The sequence below is a fragment of the Actinomadura bangladeshensis genome, assembly GCF_004348335.1.
Taxonomy (GTDB): Bacteria; Actinomycetota; Actinomycetes; order Streptosporangiales; family Streptosporangiaceae; genus Spirillospora; species Spirillospora bangladeshensis.
Window position 1 is genome coordinate 1 of record NZ_SMJW01000017.1, and the last position, 23,002, is coordinate 23,002.

Annotated in this window: 23 protein-coding genes; 17 read left to right on the top strand and 6 right to left on the bottom strand. The window is 72.2% G+C overall.

Going from position 1 to position 23,002, the window contains the following annotated elements:
• From E1284_RS05610 to E1284_RS05620, 3 genes are all read right to left on the bottom strand, one after another.
• The coding region (locus E1284_RS05610) for a CHAP domain-containing protein (protein WP_131937789.1) at nucleotides 1-737 on the bottom strand (737 nt) is incomplete at its 3' end.
• 155 nt (nucleotides 738-892) lie between these two features.
• Entirely contained in the window at nucleotides 893-1,696 is an 804-nt protein-coding gene (locus E1284_RS05615; protein ID WP_131937791.1) for a universal stress protein, read from the bottom strand.
• A gap of 76 nt (nucleotides 1,697-1,772) precedes the next feature.
• The gene (locus E1284_RS05620; RefSeq protein WP_207923583.1) at nucleotides 1,773-2,534 is read right to left on the bottom strand and encodes a maleylpyruvate isomerase family mycothiol-dependent enzyme; all 762 of its coding nucleotides are present in this window, start codon (nucleotides 2,532-2,534) and stop codon (nucleotides 1,773-1,775) included.
• 75 nt (nucleotides 2,535-2,609) lie between these two features.
• Between E1284_RS05620 and E1284_RS05625 the strand changes: the two genes are divergently transcribed.
• The 7 genes from E1284_RS05625 (at nucleotide 2,610) to E1284_RS05655 (ending at nucleotide 9,492) form a co-directional block, all read left to right on the top strand.
• Complete coding sequence (locus E1284_RS05625) at nucleotides 2,610-3,542, top strand: MerR family transcriptional regulator (RefSeq protein WP_131937793.1); 933 nt, start codon at nucleotides 2,610-2,612, stop codon at nucleotides 3,540-3,542.
• Between the two features lie 74 nt (nucleotides 3,543-3,616).
• Nucleotides 3,617-4,711, top strand: coding sequence for an LLM class flavin-dependent oxidoreductase (locus E1284_RS05630; protein WP_131937795.1), 1,095 nt, complete (start codon nucleotides 3,617-3,619; stop codon nucleotides 4,709-4,711).
• On the top strand, nucleotides 4,708-5,301 hold the full coding sequence (locus E1284_RS05635) for an FMN reductase (protein WP_131937797.1): 594 nt from the start codon (nucleotides 4,708-4,710) through the stop codon (nucleotides 5,299-5,301). Before E1284_RS05630 ends, E1284_RS05635 begins: the two co-directional genes overlap by 4 nt.
• Nucleotides 5,302-5,351: 50 nt before the next feature.
• A complete protein-coding gene (locus E1284_RS05640) occupies nucleotides 5,352-5,699 on the top strand; it encodes an ArsR/SmtB family transcription factor (RefSeq protein ID WP_131937799.1) in 348 nt (115 codons plus the stop codon).
• On the top strand, nucleotides 5,696-6,331 hold the full coding sequence (locus E1284_RS05645) for an SRPBCC family protein (protein WP_131937801.1): 636 nt from the start codon (nucleotides 5,696-5,698) through the stop codon (nucleotides 6,329-6,331). The genes E1284_RS05640 and E1284_RS05645 overlap by 4 nt, the downstream gene beginning before the upstream one ends.
• 10 nt (nucleotides 6,332-6,341) lie before the next feature.
• Nucleotides 6,342-8,318, top strand: coding sequence for a HEAT repeat domain-containing protein (locus E1284_RS05650; protein WP_131937803.1), 1,977 nt, complete (start codon nucleotides 6,342-6,344; stop codon nucleotides 8,316-8,318).
• Nucleotides 8,319-8,370: 52 nt separating this feature from the next.
• Nucleotides 8,371-9,492, top strand: coding sequence for a beta-propeller domain-containing protein (locus E1284_RS05655; RefSeq protein ID WP_131937805.1), 1,122 nt, complete (start codon nucleotides 8,371-8,373; stop codon nucleotides 9,490-9,492).
• 59 nt (nucleotides 9,493-9,551) lie between these two features.
• On the opposite strand, the gene E1284_RS05660 is transcribed toward E1284_RS05655, so the two are convergent.
• Nucleotides 9,552-9,953: a pyridoxamine 5'-phosphate oxidase family protein gene (locus E1284_RS05660; RefSeq protein WP_131937807.1), complete on the bottom strand. Its 402-nt coding sequence runs from the start codon at nucleotides 9,951-9,953 to the stop codon at nucleotides 9,552-9,554.
• Between the two features lie 176 nt (nucleotides 9,954-10,129).
• Between E1284_RS05660 and E1284_RS05665 the strand changes: the two genes are divergently transcribed.
• From E1284_RS05665 to E1284_RS05695, 7 genes are all read left to right on the top strand, one after another.
• Nucleotides 10,130-11,842, top strand: coding sequence for an MFS transporter (locus E1284_RS05665; RefSeq protein ID WP_243714273.1), 1,713 nt, complete (start codon nucleotides 10,130-10,132; stop codon nucleotides 11,840-11,842).
• 116 nt (nucleotides 11,843-11,958) lie between these two features.
• Nucleotides 11,959-12,963 (top strand): LacI family DNA-binding transcriptional regulator, encoded by a 1,005-nt coding sequence (locus E1284_RS05670; protein WP_131937808.1) that lies wholly within the window; start codon nucleotides 11,959-11,961, stop codon nucleotides 12,961-12,963.
• Between the two features lie 50 nt (nucleotides 12,964-13,013).
• Nucleotides 13,014-14,234 carry an extracellular solute-binding protein gene (locus E1284_RS05675; protein ID WP_131937810.1) on the top strand — a complete coding sequence of 407 codons (1,221 nt, stop codon included), beginning with the start codon at nucleotides 13,014-13,016 and terminating at the stop codon, nucleotides 14,232-14,234.
• Nucleotides 14,231-15,379, top strand: a complete 1,149-nt coding sequence (locus E1284_RS05680; RefSeq protein WP_131937812.1) for an ABC transporter ATP-binding protein — start codon at nucleotides 14,231-14,233, stop codon at nucleotides 15,377-15,379. Before E1284_RS05675 ends, E1284_RS05680 begins: the two co-directional genes overlap by 4 nt.
• Entirely contained in the window at nucleotides 15,369-16,295 is a 927-nt protein-coding gene (locus tag E1284_RS05685) for an ABC transporter permease (RefSeq protein ID WP_131937814.1), read from the top strand. The genes E1284_RS05680 and E1284_RS05685 overlap by 11 nt, the downstream gene beginning before the upstream one ends.
• Nucleotides 16,292-17,164 (top strand): ABC transporter permease, encoded by an 873-nt coding sequence (locus E1284_RS05690; protein ID WP_131937816.1) that lies wholly within the window; start codon nucleotides 16,292-16,294, stop codon nucleotides 17,162-17,164. Before E1284_RS05685 ends, E1284_RS05690 begins: the two co-directional genes overlap by 4 nt.
• A gap of 85 nt (nucleotides 17,165-17,249) precedes the next feature.
• Nucleotides 17,250-18,005: an SDR family NAD(P)-dependent oxidoreductase gene (locus tag E1284_RS05695; protein WP_131937818.1), complete on the top strand. Its 756-nt coding sequence runs from the start codon at nucleotides 17,250-17,252 to the stop codon at nucleotides 18,003-18,005.
• Here the strand turns inward: E1284_RS05695 and E1284_RS05700 are convergent.
• Together E1284_RS05700 and E1284_RS05705 are read right to left on the bottom strand one after the other, a co-directional pair.
• Nucleotides 18,002-18,997, bottom strand: a complete 996-nt coding sequence (locus E1284_RS05700) for a hypothetical protein (RefSeq protein ID WP_131937820.1) — start codon at nucleotides 18,995-18,997, stop codon at nucleotides 18,002-18,004. The genes E1284_RS05695 and E1284_RS05700 overlap by 4 nt on opposite strands.
• A 152-nt stretch (nucleotides 18,998-19,149) precedes the next feature.
• Complete coding sequence (locus E1284_RS05705) at nucleotides 19,150-20,271, bottom strand: DUF2637 domain-containing protein (RefSeq protein ID WP_165965134.1); 1,122 nt, start codon at nucleotides 20,269-20,271, stop codon at nucleotides 19,150-19,152.
• Nucleotides 20,272-20,548: 277 nt separating this feature from the next.
• On the opposite strand from E1284_RS05705, the gene E1284_RS05710 reads away from it, so the two are divergent.
• The 3 genes from E1284_RS05710 to E1284_RS05720 are packed head-to-tail and all read left to right on the top strand — an operon-like array spanning nucleotide 20,549 to nucleotide 22,898.
• On the top strand, nucleotides 20,549-20,746 hold the full coding sequence (locus E1284_RS05710; protein ID WP_131937824.1) for a hypothetical protein: 198 nt from the start codon (nucleotides 20,549-20,551) through the stop codon (nucleotides 20,744-20,746).
• Complete coding sequence (locus E1284_RS05715; RefSeq protein ID WP_131937826.1) at nucleotides 20,743-22,071, top strand: erythromycin esterase family protein; 1,329 nt, start codon at nucleotides 20,743-20,745, stop codon at nucleotides 22,069-22,071. Before E1284_RS05710 ends, E1284_RS05715 begins: the two co-directional genes overlap by 4 nt.
• 38 nt (nucleotides 22,072-22,109) lie before the next feature.
• A complete protein-coding gene (locus E1284_RS05720) occupies nucleotides 22,110-22,898 on the top strand; it encodes a DUF427 domain-containing protein (protein WP_131937828.1) in 789 nt (262 codons plus the stop codon).
• Nucleotides 22,899-23,002: the final 104 nt, after the last annotated feature.

Here is a 23,002-nt window from a genome sequence, read left to right on the forward strand (position 1 = left end):
GGGGTGGACGGGCGGTGGTGCTTGCCGCGCTTGCGGACGCGGATGGGCGGCGAGGTGGGGGCCTTCGCGGCGGCGGCGCGGCCGGCGGCGAGGGCGACGGTGCCGCAGAGGATGAAGGCGAGGATGCCGCCGAGGACGACGTCCTGGGCGGGGAGCTGCTCGGCGGCGCCGTTGTGCTCGGCCTCGTGGGTGTGCGTGGCCGTGGCGGGACCGCCGACCTTGTCGACGGTGGTGGCGGGGGCGGCGTGCTTGGGGGTGTACTTGGCCTCGACCTTGACCTTGGACGGGTACCCGTAGCCCACGACGGTGCCGGTGTCGCGGGTCTTGCGCATGAGCTTGTAGCCGTCGGCGTTGCCCTCAATGGTGTGGAGGGTGTGCCCGTCGACCTTCTCGACGATGCCGACGTGGTCGATCTGGTCCATGTCGCCGGACCCGTTCCAGTCGTAGAAGACGATGGCTCCGGGTTCGGGGTCGTGGCCCCAGGCGTCGTGCTTCTTGAACCACTTGGCGTGCTCGACGGTGGAGGCGAACTGCCCGGCCTGATCGGTCACGTCCGCCTTGTTGGCGGCCCACGCGAGGAACATGTCGCACCAGGGCGCGGTGGAGAAGTACTCGTCGTGGTCACCGTCGACGTTCTTGCGGTACCACTCGCCGAACTTGGTGTAGCCGTCGCCCTTCTCGGTGTAGCCGAGTTCCGTCTTGGCGATGTCGAGCAGCTTGCTGCCGATCGGGTCCATCTCGCTCCCTGCGCCTCGCTCGTCCGGGCAGGGGTGCGCCCGACCGGGGGAGGAACGTGCCCCGTTCCAATGGTCACGTTCCGATCTCGACGGAATGTAGTCCAGGTAAACCGCAGGCGGCAAGCGGTTCCGAGTAAACGGTCAAAACGGACTACTCAGTAGTAGCCACGCGGGAGGACGGTGACCGGACACGGCGCCGCCCGCAGCACCTTGAGGGCCACCTCGCCCAGGAACACGCGGTGGGCGGCGGCGTCCTCGCTGGACGCGCAGACGAGGAGCTCGCCCTCGGGCCAGTCCACGTCGTCCAGGGCGTCGGCGACGTCGTCGCCCTCGGCGAGCTCCGCGGAGACCTCCTCGGGGAGCAGGTCGGCGGAGTCCAGGGCGAGCCGGATGGCGAGCGCGAGGTCGTCGCGGAGGGGGTCGCCGGCCACGTCCCCGACGGCCAGCGTGACCAGCCGCAGCGGGACCTCCAGCCGCTCGGCGGCCTGGGCGGCGCGGATGACGGCCTCGTCGCACTGGGGCCGCCGGACGTACATGACCGTGATCCGGCCCAGCTCGTCCGGCGGGGCGTACTCGGACGGGGCGAGCATCACGGCCTCGGTCGCCGAGTGCAGCAGGTGGTCGGCGGCGGCGCCGACGCCGATGCGGCCGCGGGCGCCGCCCTCGGGGGAGCCGACGACGATCAGGTCGGCGCCGATCCGGCTGGCGAGCACGGTGAGCCCGCGTCCGACGCTGCGCCCCTCCTGGACGAGCAGGTCGGCGGGCTGCTCGTCCAGCAGGTCGGCGAGCTGGTCCAGCGCGGCGCGCGCCTCGCCGGCGGCGGCCGGCAGGTCCGGCGGGTGGACGGTCGCCACGCTCAGCCGCCCGCCGGTCAGCGCGACGATGGAGCGCGCGAGGTCGAGCGCCTCGCGGCCGCCGGCGTCGGGGACGTATCCGGCGAGGACGTGTTCACCGATCATGTCTCCGAGCATTCCCCCGCGGGGGCCCCTCAGACCAGATGGACTTCGAGGTGGTCTTCCCCGCGGCCGTGACCGGCTAGACCGCCGTGCGGGCGAGCCAGTGATCCAGCAGGGACGCGTCGCCCGTCACCTTCACGCCGGGCGCGTCGGCCGGGGCGAGCCGCCGGGCGAAGACCAGCAGCAGGTCCCGGACGGGCCCGTCGACGGTCATGTCCGCGTCCCGGACCCCGTGCTCCCAGACCGGCCCCTCGGGCGTGCGGGTGATCAGCCAGCCTTCCAGGGACGCCTCGGCCGGACGCAGGCACAGCGTCTCGCCGTTCCCGCGCAGTTCGGCCAGCTCGGGCTTGTACGCCGCCGCCGTCACCGCCGTGAGCAGGCCGAGGAACTCGGTGATCGCGTCACCGGCGAGGTCGGGCGCCACCGCGAACGGCGTCCCGGTGGCGAGCGCCGCGTCGGCGTGGTGGACGGCGGTCTCGTTCGCCATCCGGCGCACCCACATTGCGGTCGGCCACGTCCCGAGGAGCGGGTGCTCGACCGACCCGTCCGGGTTCGCCTCGAACGCCTCGATCAGCTCGTCCGCGCCGTCGAGCAGCCAGCCGGACCAGTCGGCGGGGGAGTCCGGCGGCGTGCGGGGCAGCTCGTCCAGCACGTCGGTGCCGCCCGTCCGCACCAGATGGGTCGCCCACCGGTGCGCCTGGCCGACGTGCCCGACCAGCTCCCGCAGCGTCCAGTCCGGGCACGTCGGCACCCGCGTCAGCGCGTCGGCCCCCGAGGCGGCGTCGGCGAGCCCGCGGGCGTGCTCGCGCAGGCCCTCCTGCGTCCGTCCGGCGTCCAGCACGATCGTCTCCTTCTTCTCGGTCCGCTGTCGTGCCCGTAAGGTAGGAGCTCCAGTCGGCTGGAGGTTCAACCGGGTGTGACGGACGACACTTCCCTTGTGGACACCTCGCTCGGGATCGGCGACCTGGCCGCGCTGACCGGCGTGTCCGTGCGCACGATCCGCTTCTACTGCGACGAGGGCGTCCTCGAGCCGGGGCGCAGTGCCGGCGGCCACCGGCGGTTCGACCGCTCGGCCGTTGACCGGCTCGTCCTCGTCCGGCGGCTGCGCGCCCTCGGGCTCGGCCTGCCCGCCATCGCGGCCGTCCTCACCGGGGAGCGCTCGCTGGCCGAGGCCGTCGCCGCCGAACGCCGTGCCGCCGACGCCGAGCTGGCCGCCCTCGCCTGGCGCCGCGCCTCGCTCCGCGCGGTCGAGGACGCGGACCCGGCCGACCGCGCCGCCCGCCTCGACCTGCTCGCCGCCGTGCAGGACGGCCCGGCCGCGCGGGACGTCATGCTGGAGTTCTGGCGCCGCCGCGTCCTCGTCCCGCTGCCGGACGGGGCGATGCGGGCGTTCCTGGAGATGAGCGTCCCCGAGCCGCCGGCCGATCCGACGCCGGAGCAGGTCGTCGCCTACGCCGGGATGGTCGCGGTGGCGGCCGACCGGCCGCTCCTGCGCGAGCTGCGCGCCCTCGGCCGGGTGAACGCCGACCGGGTGCGGGACGAGCCGACGCTGATCGCCGGGCTCGGCGAGGCCGGGGCGCTGGCCGCGCCGCTGGTGATCGCGGGCCGGGAGCCGGGCCCCGGACCGGCCCTCGACCGCTTCGTCGCGGCCCACGCGGAGGGCCGGGACGAACGCGACACCCCGCGCTTCCGGCGCGCCCTGCTGCCGGCGGTCGCCATGGAGCAGGACCCGCGCCTCCGCCGCTACTGGACGCTGTTCGGCCAGGTCACCGGTGAGCCCGCGCCCGCCGGGACGCTCAACACCTGGCTGGTCGACGCGCTCGAACGGGATGTCCGGGACGCCGCCTGACACGTCAGGAATACGCTCTCGCCCCCCGCGGTTCCCGTAAGATGATTGAACGTTCTACTATTTCGGAGGCCGCCATGCAGTTCGGGATCTTCTCGGTCGGCGACGTCACTCCCGACCCCACCGACGGCCGCGTCCCCACCGAGGCCGAGCGGATCAAGGCGATGGTGACGATCGCGCTCAAGGCCGAGGAGGCCGGGCTGGACGTCTTCGCCACCGGCGAGCACCACAACCCGCCGTTCGTGCCGTCCTCGCCGACCACGATGCTCGGCTACATCGCGGCCCGCACCGAGCGGCTCATCCTGTCCACCGCGACCACGCTGATCACCACCAACGACCCGGTGAAGATCGCCGAGGACTTCGCGATGCTCCAGCACCTGGCCGACGGCCGGGTGGACCTGATGATGGGGCGCGGCAACACCGGGCCCGTCTACCCGTGGTTCGGCAAGGACATCCGCGACGGCATCCCGCTCGCCATCGAGAACTACCACCTCCTGCACCGGCTCTGGCGCGAGGACGTCGTCGACTGGGAGGGCAGGTTCCGCACCCCGCTGCAGTCGTTCACCTCGACGCCGCGCCCGCTGGACGGCGTCCCGCCGTTCGTGTGGCACGGCTCGATCCGCAGCCCGGAGATCGCCGAGCAGGCCGCCTACTACGGCGACGGCTTCTTCGCCAACCACATCTTCTGGCCCAAGGAGCACTTCCAGCGCCTCATCGCCCTGTACCGGCAGCGTTTCGAGCACTACGGGCACGGCTCCGCCGACCAGGCGATCGTCGGGCTCGGCGGGCAGGTGTTCATGCGCAAGAACTCCCAGGACGCCGTCCGCGAGTTCCGCCCGTACTTCGACAACGCCCCCGTCTACGGGCACGGGCCGTCGCTGGAGGAGTTCACCGCCGAGACGCCGCTCACGGTCGGCAGCCCGCAGCAGGTCATCGAGAAGACCCTCTCGTTCCGCGACCACTTCGGCGACTACCAGCGCCAGCTGTTCCTGATGGACCACGCGGGGCTGCCGCTGAAGACCGTCCTGGAGCAGATCGACATGCTCGGCGAGGAGGTCGTCCCGGTGCTGCGCAAGGAGTTCGAGGCGCTGCGTCCGGCGCACGTCCCGGCGACCGCGCCGACCCACGCGTCCCGCATCGCGAGCCTTGCGAACACGGGGGAGGTCCGATGAGCACGCTCGCCGTCATCTCCGCCGGTCTCGGGCAGCCGTCGTCCACCCGGCTGCTCGCCGACCGGCTGGCCGCGGCCGCCTCGGAGGCCCTCCGCTCGGACGTCGCCGTCGAGACGATCGAACTGCGCGACCACGCGCACGCGATGGTCGACGCGACGCTGACCGGCTTCCCGTCCGGGCCGTTCCGCGCCGCCGTCGAGACCGTGACGAACGCCGACGGCCTCATCGCCGTGACGCCCATCTTCAACGCCTCCTACAACGGCCTGTTCAAGACGTTCTTCGACGTCCTCGACCGCGACTCGCTGGAGGGCAGGCCCGTCCTGCTCGGCGCGACCGGCGGCACCGCCCGCCACTCGCTGGCGATCGACTACGCGCTGCGCCCCCTGTTCGCCTACCTGCGCACGACGGTCGCCCCGACCGCCGTGTACGCCGCGTCCGAGGACTGGGGGAGCGGTGAGAGCGCCCTGCCCGACCGCATCGCCCGGGCGGGGGCCGAACTCGCCGCGCTCATGGAGGCCCGCCCCGCGACGGCGAAGGACGACCCGTACGAGGACCCCGTCCCCTTCGAGCAGCTCCTCGCCGGCCGCTGAAACGCTACTTAAGACTTGGCTTATATAAGTCGAGCCTGTAGCTTGGGGTCGTGCACGCGTTCGATGTTCTGGGCGACCCGGTGCGGCGCCGGATTCTGGAGCTGCTCGCCGAGGGCGAGCGGTCGTCCGGCGAGGTCACGGCGGTCGTCCGGGAGGAGTTCGGAATCTCCCAGCCCGCGGTATCACAGCATCTGAAGGTGCTGCGCGACAGCGGGTTCGCGGTGGTGCGGGCGGAGGGGACGCGGCGGCTCTACGCCGTCGACTCCACGCCCCTGCGAGAGGTCGACGCCTGGCTCGACCGCTTCCGCCGGTTCTGGACGCCGCATCTCGACGCCCTGGCGACCGAGATCGCCCGGGGCAAGCGGGCACGCCGCCACGACCCAGGGAGCGCGAAATGATCGAAGTCACGGGGCAGATCAACGCGGTACGCCGCAAGGTCGGCGAGCGGGTGCTGGAGGCCGGCACCGCGCGGACGTCGACGATCAGCCAGGTCTACGACACCGGCGTCGAGGACCTGTGGGACGCCGTCACCAACCCCGAGCGGGTTCCCCGCTGGTTCCTGCCGGTCTCCGGTGACCTCCGGCTCGGCGGCCGCTACCAGCTCGAGGGCAACGCCGGCGGGACGATCGAGACCTGCGACCCGCCCAAGGGCTACTCCGCGACCTGGGAGTACGGCGGGCAGACGTCCTGGATCGAGGTCCGGCTGACCCCCGAGCCGGACGGCCGGGCGCGCCTCGAACTGGAGCACATCGCCCACGTCGACGACGCCATGTGGGACCAGTTCGGCCCCGGCGCCGTCGGCATCGGCTGGGACATGGGCCTGCTCGGCCTCGCCCTGCACATTGCGACGGGCGAGAGCGCCCCGGAGCAGGTCGGCCCCGACTGGTCCACGACCGACGAGGGCAAGGAGTTCAGCCGGCAGAGCGGCGAGGCCTGGTTCGCCGCCCACGTCGCCGCCGGCGCCGACGAGGCCGCGGCCCGCGCCTCCGCGGACCGCACCATCGCCGCCTACACCGGAGAGATGGAATGATCTCCGAATTGTGACGCTGCTCGATGGCCTGGACGAGATCGACTGGACGGCGCTCGGGCACGCCTACGGCGAGGCGGGAGATGTACCCGGCCTCCTGCGCGGCATCGCTCAGGGCCTCGACCCGGAGAACGCGCTCGACGACCTGGAAGGCAAGATCTACCACCAGGGCGGGATGGTCTTCTCGGCCGCCCGCGCCGCACTTCCGTACCTGGTCGCGCTGGCGGGCGACCCCGCCGTGCCGGTACGTCCCGGCCTGCTGGAGCTGATCGGCCTGCTCGTCGGCGAGGCGAACACCGTGTCCCGGTCCTGGGTGGACGACGGCTGGCCGGACGCCTGGGCCGCGGCCCTGCCCCGGGTCCTGTCGCTGCTGGACGATCCGGACGTCGCGGTGCGGCGGGTGCTGGCGAGCACGCTGTCCGACGCACGCGCCGACGCCGACGCCGTCGTCCCCGCGCTGCGGTCGCGATGGGACGCCGAGGACGACGGCGCGGTACGGCTCGGGATCATCATCGCGACCGGTGAACTCGCCGGAGGCTGCACCGCCGGCGTCCTGCCCGAGGCGCTTGTCTGGCTGCGCGACCTCCGCCGCCACGATGACGCCCAGATCAGGATGGCCGCCGAGCTGGCGCTCGCGAAGGCCGTCCGCACGCAGCGCCCCGAACTCGGGACGCTCGTCGCGGCCGTGCGCGGCGACATCAGCGTCTGGCGGGACACGCCATGGGTCGGGGACATGCCCGCCGACCTGCGGGAGTTCTACGGCGGCCGGGCCGCTCGCCTGCTCGGCTGGCTCGGCCGCCGCCTGGAGGACGACACCGCCGCGCGCACCGAACTGGCCGCCGCGTTCCTCGGCAGCGGGGACGGCGACCGGCGGATCGGAGCCGTGCAGATCGCCGCGGACGTCCTGAGCGCGGCGCGCTCGCCCGTCGTGCGGCTCTTGCCGGGCCTCGTCCAGGGCTCGACCGACGGGTCGTCCGCCGTGCGCGCCTACGCGACCCACCTCCTCGCCGCGCTCGACGAGGGAGACGCCGACCTGCTCGCCGCCCGTCTGGACGACCATGCACCCCTGTCCCGGCACAGTGACGGCCGGATCGCCGACCTCGCCGCCTGGGGCCTGGCCCGCCGGAACGACCCCCGCTGCCTTCCGCGCCTTCTCGACCGCCTCGCCGGGGACCTGCGGTTCGGGGGTGACGGGTACGGGCCGTCCGGCCCTTTCACGACCATGCCGCCGACCATGCGCACCCTGCTGGGACCGCTGAGCGGGCACGCCGGTGCCCTGCTGCCCGCGATCCGCGCCCGCCTCGACGAACCGGACATCGCGCGCGGCCTGGTCGAGGCACTCGCGGAGTGGGGCCCGGCCGCATCAGCCGCCGTTCCGGAACTCGCCGCGCTCATCGGGACGGACGCGACGATCGAGGCCGCCCGCGCGCTCGCCGCCATCGGCCCCGCCGCAGCCGACGCGGCACCCGCCCTGGCCGGGGCGCCCGACTCGGGCAGCGCGTGGGTCGCGCGACAGGCGGACGTGGTCCTCCCGTGGGCGTTGTGGAAGGTGACCGGAGACCCGGCCCGTCTGCTGGCCGCCCTGGACGAGGCATTCGACGGGCGCTCCCGTGAGCCGTTGCGCCGTGCCGCCGATCTCGGACCGCTCGCCGCCGCCCACGCCGGCCGGCTGCGGGCGCTCCTCGACGTCCGGGACGACTGGACGAGGGTCGAGGCGGCGCATGCGTACCACCGCGTCACCGGGGACGCGGAGACCGCGTCGTCGGTCCTGGACCGGGAGTTGTACGCGGTGGCCGCGGGCGAGTACCTGCCGGTGCGGTGGACGGCCGTGCGCCACCTCGCGGAGATGAGGCCGGCCTTCCCGGGCGTGCGGCGGGCCGCGCAGGAGATCCTCTCGTCCGACCGGCGCCACCACTACGGCACCGGCTGGCGTGCTTTCACCGAGGACCGCGAACTGCGCGACCTGGCGTCCCAGATCTTGAGCGCATAGCGGATCCGGCGTCCGGCCACGCGGCGGCACCCGCGACCGGCATGATCGTCGAATGGCGGATGAACCGGACGAGTCACAAGACCGCGAACCCCTGTCCTGGCGGATGGGACGCTGGGCGGGCCCGGTCGCGATGGCCGTATCGGTCGCGGCGTCCATCACCGCGGTGCAGTTGCTGGTCGACGACCCCGTCCCGTCCGCGCCACACCATCAAGACGACCGGCCTCCACGTTTCGTCCTCACAGTGGGACGCATGGTGGGGCCGTCCGCGGACAATAGACCCGCGCCGTGGTTCGAGGTACGCGCTGTCGAACCCGAGGGACGGACACACCAGGTGGAGTCAGTCCCCCGGCCAACCCCGGACACCCCTGAGGCCCAGGCGATTCTGGCAGGCCCCGGTGGAACCTTCATCCTCACCGCCTCCCGGAAAAGCCCATGCGAGTCACGGTTCTACCGGTTCGGGCTCACCAGCGACGGCCACGTGGCGAACATGCGGCCGCTGCGATCGGGAACCGTTCCCGCCTTCGTCGCCGGTTTGGCCTTCAGCCCGGACGGCGATCGACTCGCCTACACAACGGCTCCCTGCCCAAGCGACGCCCGACCGACCGCGGTGCCGGGCGCCTCCGTGACCGTCCTGGACATCGACTCGGGCCACCGCCGCACCTGGACAACGGGTATCCCCTCCGTCATCGGCGAGATCGTCTGGGCCCAAGACAACCGCACGCTCGGCTATACCCTCAGCGAAATCTCCGACGTACCGCCAGGGCGAACGCATGTGCCCACCGGACGCGCGGTCCAGCAGGTCACCCTGCATGCGCTCGACACCGAAGCACGAGGCACCGGCCTCCGAGCGGGCCGCGTCCTGTTCCGCCGGCAAGCGGGCTCCGGAGACGTCACCAGCGCAGTGATGAACCCGGACGGCCGCACCGGCTACGGCATGATGAAGAAGAGAAACCCCCCGAGCACCGTCATCTTCTCCTTTACGGAGGGGGAACGGATGCGCGTCACCAACACCATCCCGCAAAAGCCGAACACCATTACGGCCATCGCCTTCACCCGTGGTGAGGACCCTCGATACGCCTGCCTGAACGGCCTCGACGCCTTCGGCAGAGTGATCGAAGGCGGATTCACAGAAGCCCCGCTCAGCCCCGGCTGCGAAATCGCCTACGCCTACTGACTTTCACCCGTCCGGCCGCCGATGGACGCATAAGAGCGCGGGGACGCCCGGCCTGGTGATCAGAGGGTGCCCATGGCGCGGGTGGCGGTGATCTCGATGACCACGCGGGCCGGGTTGGGGCGCGGGGGCTTGTAGCGGGCCGTGTAGCGGTGTTCGGCGTCGGCCACGGAGGCCGCGTCCGTCCTCAGGACGGCCCGGCCCTCGATGGTGGCCCAGCGGCGGCCGTCCACCTGGGTCACGGCGACCGGAAGGCCCGCCTCGCCGGCCTCGCGGACGTGGCGGGCCTTCGCCGAGCCGGACGAGGTGATCACGCGGACCGTGCCCGCGTCCAGGGTGGCCCCCACCGGGACGGCGTGCGGTGTGCCGTCCGGGCGGACGGTGACCAAGGTGCAGATGCGGCGTTCGCGGAAGAACGCGATGAGGCGCTCGTCGTCCAGGGCCAGCCGGTGTTTGCCGTTCACCGCTCGGATCCTAGACGGCCGCCGGTTCCGCGCCGGCGGCGGTGCCGGTCCGGCCGTGCGGGGGAGGGCGCACACGCCCGGAGGTGACGGATGCGAACCCTTTTTCGGGGTGGCGTCGAACGCCGGGTTTATGCTTAGTTAGCGTAGGAAACTATCCGACGGGGGGTGAGGTCGGCGTGCCGTCCAGGCATTATCCGTGGGTCGCGCTGAGCAACACGACGCTCGGCATGCTGCTGGCCACGGTCAACTCCTCGATCGTGATCATTTCGCTGCCGGCGATCTTCCGGGGCATCCAGCTGAATCCGCTGGAACCGGGCAATGTCAGCTACCTGCTGTGGATCCTGATGGGCTACATGCTCGTCTCCGCGGTGCTGGTGGTCACGCTCGGCCGGCTCGGGGACATGTTCGGGCGCGTCCGGATGTACAACGCCGGGTTCGCGGTGTTCACAGTCGGGACGCTCTTACTGGCGCTCGATCCGTTCCACGAGAGCGCCGGGGCGCTCTGGCTCATCGGCTGGCGGGTGTTCCAGGGGATCGGCGGCGCCATGCTGATGGCGAACTCCGCCGCGATCCTCACCGACGCGTTCCCGGCGCACCGGCGCGGCATGGCGATGGGCGTCAACCAGGTCGCGGGCATCGCCGGGACGTTCATCGGGCTCGTCGCGGGCGGGCTGCTCAGCGAGATCAACTGGCGGCTGGTGTTCTTCGCGTCCGCGCCGATCGGCATCGCCGGGACGGTCTGGGCCTACCGCAGCCTCATCGAGACCGCCAGGCGGGCGGTCGCCGCGAAGATCGACTGGCTGGGCAACGCGACGTTCGCGATCGGGCTGACCGCGCTGCTCGCCGCGATCACCTACGGCATCCAGCCCTACGGCGGGCACGACATGGGCTGGACGAACCCGTGGGTGCTCGGCGGCATCATCGGCGGCCTCGCGGTGCTCGTCCTGTTCTGCTGGATCGAGACCAGGGTGGAGCAGCCGATGTTCCACCTCTCGCTGTTCCGCATCCGGGCGTTCACCGCCGGGAACGCGGCCGGGCTGCTCGCCGCGATCTCCCGCGGCGGCATGCAGTTCATGCTGATCATCTGGCTGCAGGGCATCTGGCTGCCGCTGCACGGCTACGACTACGCGGACACGCCGCTGTGGGCCGGCATCTACCTGCTGCCGCTCACCGCCGGGTTCCTGGTCGCGGGGCCGCTGTCGGGGCACCTGTCCGACCGGCACGGCGCCCGCGCGTTCGCCTCCGGCGGACTGGTGCTGTCGGCGCTGGCGTTCGGCGGGCTGCTGGTGATCCCGACCGACTTCGGCTACCCGACGTTCGCGCTGCTGATCTTCCTGAACGGGGTCGGGTCCGGGCTGTTCGCCGCGCCCAACACCACCGCGATCATGAACTCGGTCCTGGCGGACAAGCGCGGCGTCGCGTCCGGCATGCGCGCCACGTTCGCCAACGCCGGGATGGTGCTGTCGATCGGCGTGTTCTTCTCGCTGATGATCGCGGGGCTGTCCAACACGCTGCCGAGGACGCTCACCCAGGGGTTGACGCAGCACGGCGTCCCGGCGGGGCCGGCCGCGCAGGTCGGCGAGCTGCCGCCGGTCGGCACGCTGTTCGCCGCGTTCCTCGGCTACAACCCGATCCAGAACCTGCTCGCACCGTTCCATGTGCTCGGGAGCCTCGCGCCGGACGACGTGACGACCCTCACCGGGCGCTCGTACTTCCCGCACCTGATCTCCGAGCCGTTCCACCACGGGCTCGTCATCGTGTTCAGCCTGGCCATCGCGATGTCGCTGGTCGCGGCGCTGGTCTCGCTGATGCGCGGACGCCGCTACGTGCACGACGACGACGTCCGCGGCGAGCCCGCGCTGCAGCGGGCCGGACGGGACGCCGCCTAGACCCCCGGGAGGGGAGCCCCCGGCCGCAACGCCCCAGATCACGGGGACGTTGCGGTCGGGGGCTTTTTCGCGCCCGCTGTTGACACTGTTCCGCAAACGTTTTCATAATCGTCGCCATGAGCGCAGACGGCACCCGGGCCTCGATCCGGGCGGTGGCGAGCCTGGCGGGGGTGTCCCCCTCGACGGTCTCGCGCGCGCTGAACTCCCCGGAGCTCGTGAACGCCGAGACCCGGCGGCGCGTGCTCGAATGCGCCGAGCGGCTCGGCTACCAGCCGAACCGCGCGGCGCAGTCGCTGGTCCTCGGGCGGACCCGCAACGTCGGGCTGATCGTCCCCGACATCGCCAACCCGTTCTTCGCCCCCTTCATCAAGGGCGTCGAGGCCTACTTCCGGGACACCGAGTTCGCGGTGTTCCTGGCCGACACCGACGAGGACACGGCGACGGAGGTCAGGCTGGCCGAGGCCATGGTCGAGCGGGTGGACGGGCTCATCCTGTGCGCCCCCCGCATGTCGGGGACGCGGCTGAGCGCCGTCGCCGCCAAGACCAGCGTGGTCCTCGCCTACCGGACCAGCCGGGCGGCCCCGTCGGTCCTGCTGGACTTCCAGCCCGGCCTGGACCAGGCGGTCGCGCACGTCCACGCGCTCGGCCACCGCAGGTGCGCGTACCTGTCCGGCCCGGCCAACTCGTGGTCGAACCGGCAGCGCCGCAAGTTCCTCGGCGCGGCCTGCGCCGAGCGCGGCATCGAACTGGTGGACCTCGGCCCGTACGAGCCGCGGTTCACCGGCGGGTACCGGGCCGCCGACGAGGTGGTCGCGGCGGGCGTCACCGCGGCGTTCGCCTACAACGACCTCGTCGGGCTCGGCGTGCTGTCGCGGCTCACCGAGCGCGGCGTGAACGTGCCCGGCGACCTCAGCATCGTCGGCTTCGACGACATCCCGATGGCGTCGATGACCAATCCGCCCCTGACCACGGTGGCGATGCCCGTGAACGCGCTGTCCCGGGCGGCCGCCGCCACCATGCACACGAGGCTCGACCCCGGGGTGCCCAAGGCGCCCCCTCTTCCCCCGGCCGCCGAGCTGGCGACCCGACTCCTCATCCGAGGCACCACCGGGCCCGTGTGAGCCCGGCCTTACCACGCGGGACCGCGCGTCCCGCCGGGAGGACCCACCCCATGAGAACTCCTCGATCAGCCCTCCTCACCCTCGCGACCGCCGCCGGACTGCTGCTGACCGCCTGCGGCGCGCCCAGCTCGGACGGCGGCGGCGCGTCCGAGCCGTCCGCCGCGGACGTCAAGCTGCCGTCCAAGCCGGTCACCCTCAACGTCATCGACGTCGCCGGGAACCTGCAGCTGACGCAGCAGATCTTCGAGAACTACAAGAAGGAGCACCCCAAGCTCGTCAGCAAGATCACCTACACGAAGGCCACCTCGCCCGAGCTGGCGGGCAAGGTCAAGGCCCAGCAGGACGCCGGGCAGCTCGACATCGACCTCGTGCTCACCGGCACCGACGGCCTGTCCGCCGGCCTGGAGCAGAACCTCTGGGTGGACCTCGTCGGCAAGTACTCCGACAAGCTGCCCGACCTGAAGACGCAGTACCTGGAGCCCGCGTCCAAGATGCAGGACCTCGCGCAGGGCAAGGGCGTCGTCGTGACGTACTACCCGTCCGGGCCGCTGCTGGAGTACAACCCGAAGAAGGTCTCGAACCCGCCGAAGACGGCCGAGGAGCTGCTCGCCTGGGCGAAGGCCCACCCGAACAAGCTGGAGTACGCGCGCCCGTCCAACTCCGGGCCCGGACGCACGTGGCTCATGGGCCTGCCCTACATCCTCAAGGACTCCGACCCCAAGGACCCGACGAACGGCTGGTCCAAGACCTGGCAGTACCTCAAGGACCTCGACAAGTACATCGAGTACTACCCGACCGGCACCACGCAGACGATGCAGGAGCTGGGTGAGGGCACGCGCGACATCATCCTCAGCACCACCGGCTGGGACATCAACCCCCGCGTCCTCGGCCAGGTGCCGAAGGACGTCAAGGTCCAGGCGCTCGAAGGCTTCACCTGGGTCACGGACGCGCACTACATGGTCGTCCCCAAGGGCGTCTCCGGTGAGAAGCTCGCCGTGCTGCTCGACATGATGAAGTACGCGCTCCAGCCCAAGCAGCAGGCCATCACCTACGACAAGGGCTACTTCTACCCCGGACCCGCCGTGAAGGGCGTGACCCTCGACATGGCGCCGGCCGAGAGCCGGCAGGCCATCAAGGAGTACGGCCGCGCCGAGTACGACAAGCTCATCGCCGACAACCCCAAGGCTCCGCCGCTGGACGCCAAGGCCCTCGTCACCGCGTTCGACCGCTGGGACCGCGAGATCGGCGGCCAGAAGGTCAAGAAGTCATGACCGTGGAGACCGCGGTGGAGAAGGAGGCGCGGGCCGGGTTCGCGGAGCTGCGGCTGGACGGCGTGACGCGGCGGTTCGGGAAGGCCACCGCGCTCAGCGGATTCGACCTGCGGATCCGGGGCGGCGAGTTCATCGCGCTGCTCGGGCCGTCCGGCTGCGGCAAGTCGACCGCGCTGAACTGCCTGGCAGGGCTGCTGCCGCTCTCGGACGGCGCCATCTGGCTGGACGAGGAGCGCATCGACACCCTGCCGCCGGAGAAGCGCGGGTTCGGGATGGTGTTCCAGAACTACGCGCTGTTCCCGCACCTGTCGGTCCGCAAGAACGTCGCGTTCGGGCTGTCGGTCCGCCGGACGGCCAAGAGCGAGATCGCCGCCCGGGTGGACGAGGCGCTGCGCACGGTCGAGCTGACCGAGCACGCCGGCAAGCTGCCCGGACAGCTGTCGGGCGGCCAGCAGCAGCGCGTCGCGATCGCCCGCGCGATCGTGCTGCGGCCGAAGCTCGTCCTGATGGACGAGCCGCTGTCGAACCTGGACGCCAAGCTGCGGGTGCAGATGCGCACGGAGATCCGCCGCATCCACCAGACGCTCGGCCTGACGACCGTGTACGTCACGCACGACCAGGAGGAGGCGCTCGCGCTCGCCGACCGCGTGGTGGTGCTGCGGTCCGGGCAGGTCGAGCAGATCGGGACGCCCGAGGAGGTCTACACCTACCCGGCCAGCACCTACATCGCCGGGTTCATGGGGTACCGCAACCTGCTGGAGCTGCCCGTCCTGTCGGTCGACGACGGCACGGTGACGCTCGGGGAGAAGGACGGCCTCACGCTCACCGGGGTCGGGCAGGACCCGATCGGCGGTGGCCGGGCGGTCGCCGCCGTCCGCCCCGAGGACTTCCGGGTCGCCGGGGACGCCGGCGCGCGGAACCGCGTGACCGTCCGCGTGGAGGTGTCGGAGTTCCACGGGCGGGAGGTCGCCGCCGAGGGGATCACCGACGACGGCCGCGTCGTCCACTTCAAGTCCCCGGAGCGGATCGCGCCGGGGGAGCGGGTGACGCTGACCGTCCAGCCCGAGCGCGTGCTCGTGTTCGGCGAGAGCGTGCGGGCCGCCGCCGAGGCGGCGGGCGAGACGGGGGCACCGGATGGCGGTTGAGGCTCCCCCGCGCCCGCAGGCCCCGGCGACCGCGCGCGGCGGCCTGCGGCACCGGCTCGCCGAACGCGGCGTCGACCGGGTGCTGCTCCTGCTGCTGCCGGCCGTGCTCATCATCGGGCTGCTGTTCCTCTACCCGATGATGTACGGGGTGGGCCTGTCGCTGCAGCCGAAGAACGGCGGCGGGCCGTTCGGCAACTACGCCGACTTCTTCAAGGACTCCTACCAGCGCAGCACCGTCTGGAAGACGCTGAAGCTCGCGCTGCCGGCGGCGCTGATCAACGTCGGGGCGTCGGTGCCGATCGCGTACAAGCTGCGCGGCCGGTTCCGGGGCCGGCGGGTGCTGACGGCGCTGCTGGTCCTGCCGGTGACGCTCGGCACGGTCCTGGTCGCCGACGGCCTGCTGCGCTACCTCGGCCCGAAGGGCTGGTTCAACCGGGTCCTGATCGACCTGAACCTGGTGGACGAGCCCGTCCGGCTGATCTACAACTACTGGGGCGTGCTGTTCTCGCTGCTCATCACCGGGTTCCCGTTCGCGTTCCTGCTGGTGCTGTCCTACATGTCGGGGATCGACCCGACGCTGGAGCGGGCCGCGGCCACGCTCGGCGCCGGACCCTGGCAGCGGATGCGGCGCATCGTGCTGCCGCTGCTGGCGCCCGGCCTCGCCACCACGTTCGTGCTCGCGTTCGTGCTGGCGTTCTCGGTGTTCCCGTCCGCGAACCTCGTCGGCGAACCGGCCGGGGAGACGCGGGTGATGGCGATCGCGGCGTACCAGGCGGCGTTCGAGAAGTACGACTACTCGATGGCCTCGACCATCGCCGTGCTGATGGGCGTGTTCGAACTGCTCGTCATCTCGGTGACGCTGCTGCTGCGCGGCCGCCTCTACACCGGGCCCGCGATGGGAGGTAAGGGATCATGACCACCGCCGTCTCGCGCCCGGCCGGGCTGCCGCGGCGCGGCCTGCCGAAGGGCCGGCCGAGCGCCTGGCTCGTCTGGGCCTGCGTCGCGTTCTTCCTGGTCAACCTGTTCGCGCTGATCCTGTCCGTGGTCGTCAACTCGTTCGGGACGAAATGGTTCGCGGGCTGGCTGCCGCAGGGCTTCACCACGACCTGGTACTCCGACGCCTGGTCGGAGTTCGCGCTCGGCGAGGTCCTCACGGTCACGCTGGAGATCACCCTCATCGTCGTCGCGATGGCCCTGCTGATCGGCGTCCCGGCCGGGTACGCGCTGGCGCGGCGCGACTTCCCCGGCAAGCGCGTCGTGATGTTCCTGCTGCTGCTCCCGGTGCTGCTGCCGCCGATCACCTACGGGATCCCGCTCGCGACCGTCCTGTACAAGGTGCACCTGGCGGGGACGATGACGGGCGTCGTCGCGGCGAACCTCGTCCCGGCGCTGCCGTTCGTCATCCTCGTGATGACGCCGTTCGTGGAGCAGATCGACGCCAACGTGGAGTCGGCGGCGCGGATGTGCGGCGCCCGCACCCGCCAGGTGTTCACGCGGGTGCTGGTGCCGCTGCTGCTGCCCGGCATCCTCGCCGCCGGAATCCTGGTGCTGGTCCGCACCGTCGCCATGTTCGAGCTGACGTTCCTGGTGGCGGACGCCGACAGCCAGACCCTGATCGTCGCGCTGTACAGCGCGGCGTTCACCCCGGGCATCCGCGCGGCCCAGGCCATCGACGCGATGGCCGTGATCTACATGGCGCTGTCGGCGGTGCTGCTGATCGTCGCGCTGATGTTCGTCAACCCGACACAGATCGTCGCCCAGGTGAGGGAGGCTCCCGCCGAATGAGACCAGTGAACGCAGGCCGAGTGTTCGTGAGCACGTCTTTCGTGTGCGCGTCTTACGCGGGCACGTCGTTCGTGAGCACGGTCAAATGAGCGCCGTCACGTTCGACTGCACGGGGGAGCGGGTGCTGGTGACCGGCGCCGCGGGGCTGATCGGCCGCGCGCTGGTGCACCGCTTCGCGGACGCGGGCGCCGACGTGCTCGCCGTGGACGTCGACGCCGACGGGCTCAAGGTCTTCGACGCCGCCCCGCGGGTCGCCACGATGGCCGGCGACCTGGCCCTGGAGGAGGTGGCCGACGCCGTCTTCGCCCGGATCGCGCAGGACGGCGGCCTCGACGTCCTCGTCAACAACGCCGCGATGACGGAGGTCCGCACCCCGCTCATCGACATCGGCGCCGGTCTCTGGGACGCGGTCATCGCCGCCAACCTGCGCTCGGCGTACCTGCTGTCGGTGCGCGCGGCCCGCCTGTGGCGGGACGCCGGCCGGGGCGGCGTGATCGTCAGCCTGTCGTCGCCGGGCGGCTCCCGCGCCCACGAGGACCAGAGCGCCTACGACGTCACCAAGGCGGGCATCGAGGCGCTCAGCCGGGCGATCGCCGTGGAGCTCGGCGGGCTCGGCATCCGCGCGAACTGCATCGCGCCGGCCAGCGTCGTCGGGGAGGTCCGGCCCGCCACCGACATCCCGGCGGGACGCACCACCGCGCCGGAGGAGGTCGCCGACGCGGCGCTGTACCTGGCGTCCCCGGCGGCGGCGCAGCTCAACGGGCATGTCCTGCACCTGGACGGCGGCCTGCACGCCCGCCTGCGCACCGACCCGGCGCAGGAGCAGCAGCGCGAGCCCTAGCCCGAGGACGGGACGGGGCACGGACTCGCCGACGCCGGCGGTCTCTCGGATACCGCCGGCGTCGGTGCGCGCCCCGGGCTCCGCGCGGGCAGCCCGGGGCCGGCGCGGCGCGTGTTGTGCGCCTTCATGACGGCCTGGAGGTCCGGGAGGCCGCTTCCGCCGTCGGCGTCGGACAGTGCCGGGCACGCCCACGCGTCCTGCCGGCCCCATGAGTAGCTGATGTCGAACGCGGGGCGCGGGACGAGCCGGTCCCACCGCCGCAGCATGGACCGGAGCTGCCCCTCGCCCGGCAGCCGCCAGTTGCGCTCCCCGTCGTTGCAGGACTGCCCGAACGTCTGGAACACCGGGACGATCATGCGGCGGGGGAACCCGGCGCGGGCGGCCTGCCCGACCATGGTGTCGATCGCGCCGAGGTCGCACGTCGTGTCGTCCGTCCGGCACGGGTACGGGTCGAGGCCGATGAGGTCCAGGTGCGTCTCGGACGGCTCGAGCGGCCGCATCGGCCAGTCGGTCAGCGACGCGAACGCCTTCTGGCCGGGCGCGTACCGGTGGACGACGTCGGCGCGCTGCCGGATCTTCCCGGCGATGTCGGGGCATTCGTCCGGGTTCGGCTCGTCCGACAGGTACCACCCGTAGACCCGGTCGTTCCCCGCGAACCGCTTCACCGTGGCGGTGAACGCGGACGTGCTCTCCTGCTGGAAGCCGCCGCAGGTGGTGTTGCCGACCCACAGCAGGGCCCGGCCGCCCGCGGGCAGCGACGCGATGTCGCCGGCGTCCGGGTCGACGTCGAACAGGTTGTAGCCGAGTGCGGCCGCCTTCGCCCGGTCGCCGGCCGGCATGTTCAGCGCGAGGTGGAGCGTTCCGCTCGCGAGGGTGGCCGCGGCGGGACGGGCGGAGGCGTCCCCCGGCGAGGGGGCGATCAGGTATCCGGTGACGGCTCCGCCGAGCGCGGCGGCCGCCGCCACGGCGGCGAGATGCGTCCTCGTCTTCATCGGCACTCCCGGCGTCGCTGGTGCGCCCAGCGTCGCACGGACGCAGCGTGATCACACCGATACGGCGCAGAACGGCACGGGATCGCCGGTGGACGACGCGGAACGGCCGCCCGCAATGGATGCGGGCGGCCGGTCCGGAAACGAGCGGGGGGTCAGACGCGCCAGGACTGGACGAGCGCGTCCAGCGTGGCCTGGTCGTAGGTGATCCCCTGCGCGGTCAGCTCCCGGGCGACCAGGTCGCCGTCGCCGTGGTGCTTGGCGAGCAGCCGGTACACCGCGTACGGGAACCAGTGGTTGTCGCTGATCCGCTGGATCTCGGCCTCGTCGCAGACGTAGCCTTCGGCCCTGACCTCGGCGAGTGTCCCGGCGACGTCGCCGTGCCGCCGTTCGAGGATGTCGATGACGAGGCTGCGCAGGTTCTCCGGGGACGGCGCGGTCACGGGCGCACCGGTCGTCGCGCCGTAGGTGCCGTGCCCGTTCATGCTCCCGGCCGCGGCGGCGGCGCTGACGACGGCCAGTTCCGGCTGGGGCTCGGGCGCCGGAGCCGGGGCCGGCGCCTCGGCGGTCGGCGCGGGCGCCGGGGCCGCGGCGGCCTCGACGGGCGCGCTCGGCGCGGTCTTGGGCGCGGTGTCGGTCTTGGTGCCGGCCTCGGCCGCCGGCTGCGCCGCGGACGTCCCGGACTCGAGCGCCTTGCCGGAGTGGCCGGGAACCTGGATCTGCGGGAACGGCCCGGTGTTCCGGAACGGCATCAGCGTGATCTGGTTCAGCGTGACCGGCCCGGCGATGGCGCGCGTCTGCGGCTCCGGCTGCTTCTCCTCCTCGTCCGTCTGCTGCGACACGTACCGGTGCAGGGTCCGCAGCAGGACGAACAGGCCGAGCATCGACACGATCGGCGGGACGGCGGCCGTCGCCTGGTAGGAGAACGTCTTGTTGCCGACGTGGCCGACGTTGAAGATGAGGCTGGCCGTCCAGCCGGCGAGGGCGATGGTGAGCGGCAGGCAGAAGTCGAGCCAGCTCATGATGGCGCGGCGCTTTATCACGAAGGCGTCGATGGCCAGCAGGAAGAGCCCCAGCTCCCCGACGATGATGAACAGGTCGACCAGCAGGGGGAACGATTCGGCCTTCCAGCCCCGCAGGCCGTGTTCCAGGGCCCAGTGGTAGAGACCGGCGTAGGATTGGGCGAAGCCGCCGGCGGTGGCGGTCAGGACCGCGGCCGCCATGAAGGCGATGGCCCCCCACCGTGTGATGACCTGTGCCCGGTTGGCAGCGCTCATGCGGCGTGTGCTCCCAGATTTCATTACTCGACCAAGAGTGATCGGTGGGAGACTATCCATTTCTTTGGCGTTTCGTGGCCGATTCGCGTTACGTCTCGGTCGCATTCCCGCAGGGTCTCGGGCGAACGCGACATACGGGCGACCCCGCCGGGAGTCGAGCAGCGCGCGGCGGAGGCGGCCGCCGCCGACGCGATCGCGCCGGGAAAGGCCGGATTCGTCTGCATCGATCCCCGGATCGGGGGAACGCGGGGAGGACGACGAGAAGGGGGACGTCGTCATGCCACGACCGGGAAGCCACAAGTACGACGCCGAGCGCCGCAGGCTCCGCAAGCAGCTGGAGGACCAGGGGGCCGCCAGCGACCAGGAGGCCGGCGAGCGCGCCAACGCGATGCTGCAGCTGGACGAGGACCACCGCCCCCGGCGCGCCACCGAGCGGGGCGCCGGGCCGAAGGGGGAGCGGAGGGGATCGCCATGAGCCCCGCGGTGAGCCATGAGGGGCCCGAATCCGATGACGTGCAGGGGGCGGCGCTGCCGCTGGAGTACGAGGAGGACCTCGATCCGCTCCTGGACCGGATCGGGGACGCCCGCTGCGTGCTGATCGGCGAGGCCACCCACGGGACGCACGAGTACTACGCCTGGCGGGCCGCGCTGACCCGGCGGCTGATCGCCGAGCGCGGCTTCGCGTTCGTCGCGGTCGAGGGCGACTACCCGGACTGCCGGCGGGTCGGCCGCTCGGTGACCCTCGCCCCGGGCGCGCCCGCGGACCCGCGGGACGTCCTGGACGCCTACGAGCGCTGGCCGACGTGGATGTGGGCCAACGAGGAGACCGTGAAGTTCTGCCGGTGGCTGCGCGGCCGCAACGCGGGCCTGCCGCCCGACGAGCGCGCCGGCTTCTACGGCCTGGACGTCTACAGCCTCTGGGAGTCGCTCCGCGCGGTCGTCGACCACTTGGCGGACCACCGTCCGGAGTACCTGGAGACGGCCCTGGAGGCGTACCGCTGCTTCGAGCCGCACGGCGAGGACCCGCAGGCCTACGGGTGGAACACCGCGCTGGTCCCGGACGGCTGCGCCGACGAGGTCCTCGCGCTGCTCACCCGGCTGCGCCGGACCGTCCCGGACGCCGGCACCGGCGACCCGGCGGACGTGTTCGACGCCCGGCAGAACGCCGAGGTGGCGGCGAACGCCGAGCGGTACTACCGCGCCATGATCGGCGGCGGGCCGGAGTCGTGGAACGTGCGGGACGTCCACATGGCCGACACCCTCGACCGGCTCACGGAGTTCCACGAGGCCGAGGGCGGCGAGGGCAAGTCCGTGGTCTGGGCGCACAACACCCACATCGGGGACGCGCGGGCGACCGACATGGCCGCCGCGGGCATGGTCAACCTCGGCCAGCTGGCCCGGGAGCGGCGGGGCCGCGACCAGGTCGTGGCGATCGGGTTCGCGGGCGGGCCCGGCGAGGTCGTGGTGGCGCCGCGCTGGGGCGGCCCGATGGAGGTCATGCAGGTCCCGCCGCCGGCCGCCGGGTCGCTGGAGGAGGTGCTGGCGGAGTCGGAGCTGCACCGCGGGATGTTCATCGTGCCGCCCGAGGCGGACAAGCCGTCCTTCCTCACCCGGACGCTCGGGCACCGCGCGATCGGCGTCGTGTACGACCCGGACCGCGACCGGCGCCAGTACGTGCCGACGCGGCTCGCCGAGCGCTACGACGCGCTCTGCTGGTTCCGGATCACGACGGCGCTCGAGCCGCTCCACCTGGAGGCGGCCCGCCGTGGTGAACTGGAGACGATGCCGTCCGGGGTGTGACGGCACGCGCGTGCCGCCCCGAATGTGAGGAGTCGTCCATGTCCCTGACCAAGCCGCCGGGGCCGCTCGCCGGCACGCCCGGCGACCAGGTCAACTTCACCATCGACGGGCCGAAGCACCGGCTCTTCATGCACCGGTTCCCCCGCCGGGTGCACGCCTGGTTCGCCGGGGAGATCGTCCTGGACACCGAGCGCGGGCAGTTCCTGCATGAGACGGGGCTGCTGCCCGTCCTGTACGTCCCGGAGGAGGACGTGCGGACCGACCTGCTGGAGCGCACCGACCACACGACGTACTGCCCGTTCAAGGGCGACGCCGCGTACTGGACGATCCGGGCCGGCGGCCGCAGCGCGGAGAACGCGGTGTGGGGGTACCCGGAGCCGAAGCCCGAGGCGGCCTGGCTGCGCGGCCTCATGGCGTTCTACTGGGCCCCGATGGACGCCTGGTACGACGAGGACGAGGAGGTCCACGGCCATCTGCGCGACCCCTTCCACCGCGTCGACGTGCGCCGCGCCCGCCGGCACGTGCGGGTGCTGCGGGACGGCGAGATCGTCGCGGAGACCGAGCACCCGATCGTGCTGTCGGAGACCGGCCTGCCGAACCGGTACTACATCCCGGCCGAGGACGTCCGCCGCGAACTGCTGACGCGGAGCCGCAAGCACACCGTCTGCCCGTACAAGGGCGAGGCGTCGTACTGGTCGCTGGAGGGCGCCGAGGACGCCGCCTGGTCCTACGAGGAGCCGCTGGAGGACGCCACCAGGATCGCCGGCCATCTGAGCTTCGACCACGAGGCTCTGACGATCGAGTCGCAGCCGCCGCCCGGCGCCTGATGGAGGCCGCGGTCGCCGGCCGGATCGCCCGCGCCCCGGTGGCCGTCGTGACGTGACCTCCGTGTTCTCGCGGTGCACAAGGGGGCGTCCTCCGGTTTACAGTT

Bases quoted from the DNA above. Each gene is read 5' to 3' on its own strand.
- E1284_RS05680 (WP_131937812.1), top strand. From the start codon at position 14,231: ATGACCGTGGAGACCGCGGTGGAGAAGGAGGCGCGGGCCGGGTTCGCG.
- E1284_RS05715 (WP_131937826.1), top strand. From the start codon at position 20,743: ATGAGCCCCGCGGTGAGCCATGAGGGGCCCGAATCCGATGACGTGCAG.
- E1284_RS05710 (WP_131937824.1), top strand. From the start codon at position 20,549: ATGCCACGACCGGGAAGCCACAAGTACGACGCCGAGCGCCGCAGGCTC.
- E1284_RS05675 (WP_131937810.1), top strand. From the start codon at position 13,014: ATGAGAACTCCTCGATCAGCCCTCCTCACCCTCGCGACCGCCGCCGGA.
- E1284_RS05615 (WP_131937791.1), bottom strand. From the start codon at position 1,696: ATGATCGGTGAACACGTCCTCGCCGGATACGTCCCCGACGCCGGCGGC.
- E1284_RS05635 (WP_131937797.1), top strand. From the start codon at position 4,708: ATGAGCACGCTCGCCGTCATCTCCGCCGGTCTCGGGCAGCCGTCGTCC.
- E1284_RS05655 (WP_131937805.1), top strand. From the start codon at position 8,371: ATGGCGGATGAACCGGACGAGTCACAAGACCGCGAACCCCTGTCCTGG.
- E1284_RS05645 (WP_131937801.1), top strand. From the start codon at position 5,696: ATGATCGAAGTCACGGGGCAGATCAACGCGGTACGCCGCAAGGTCGGC.
- E1284_RS05700 (WP_131937820.1), bottom strand. From the start codon at position 18,997: ATGAAGACGAGGACGCATCTCGCCGCCGTGGCGGCGGCCGCCGCGCTC.
- E1284_RS05690 (WP_131937816.1), top strand. From the start codon at position 16,292: ATGACCACCGCCGTCTCGCGCCCGGCCGGGCTGCCGCGGCGCGGCCTG.
- E1284_RS05720 (WP_131937828.1), top strand. From the start codon at position 22,110: ATGTCCCTGACCAAGCCGCCGGGGCCGCTCGCCGGCACGCCCGGCGAC.
- E1284_RS05685 (WP_131937814.1), top strand. From the start codon at position 15,369: ATGGCGGTTGAGGCTCCCCCGCGCCCGCAGGCCCCGGCGACCGCGCGC.
- E1284_RS05630 (WP_131937795.1), top strand. From the start codon at position 3,617: ATGCAGTTCGGGATCTTCTCGGTCGGCGACGTCACTCCCGACCCCACC.
- E1284_RS05705 (WP_165965134.1), bottom strand. From the start codon at position 20,271: ATGAGCGCTGCCAACCGGGCACAGGTCATCACACGGTGGGGGGCCATC.
- E1284_RS05670 (WP_131937808.1), top strand. From the start codon at position 11,959: ATGAGCGCAGACGGCACCCGGGCCTCGATCCGGGCGGTGGCGAGCCTG.
- E1284_RS05695 (WP_131937818.1), top strand. From the start codon at position 17,250: ATGAGCGCCGTCACGTTCGACTGCACGGGGGAGCGGGTGCTGGTGACC.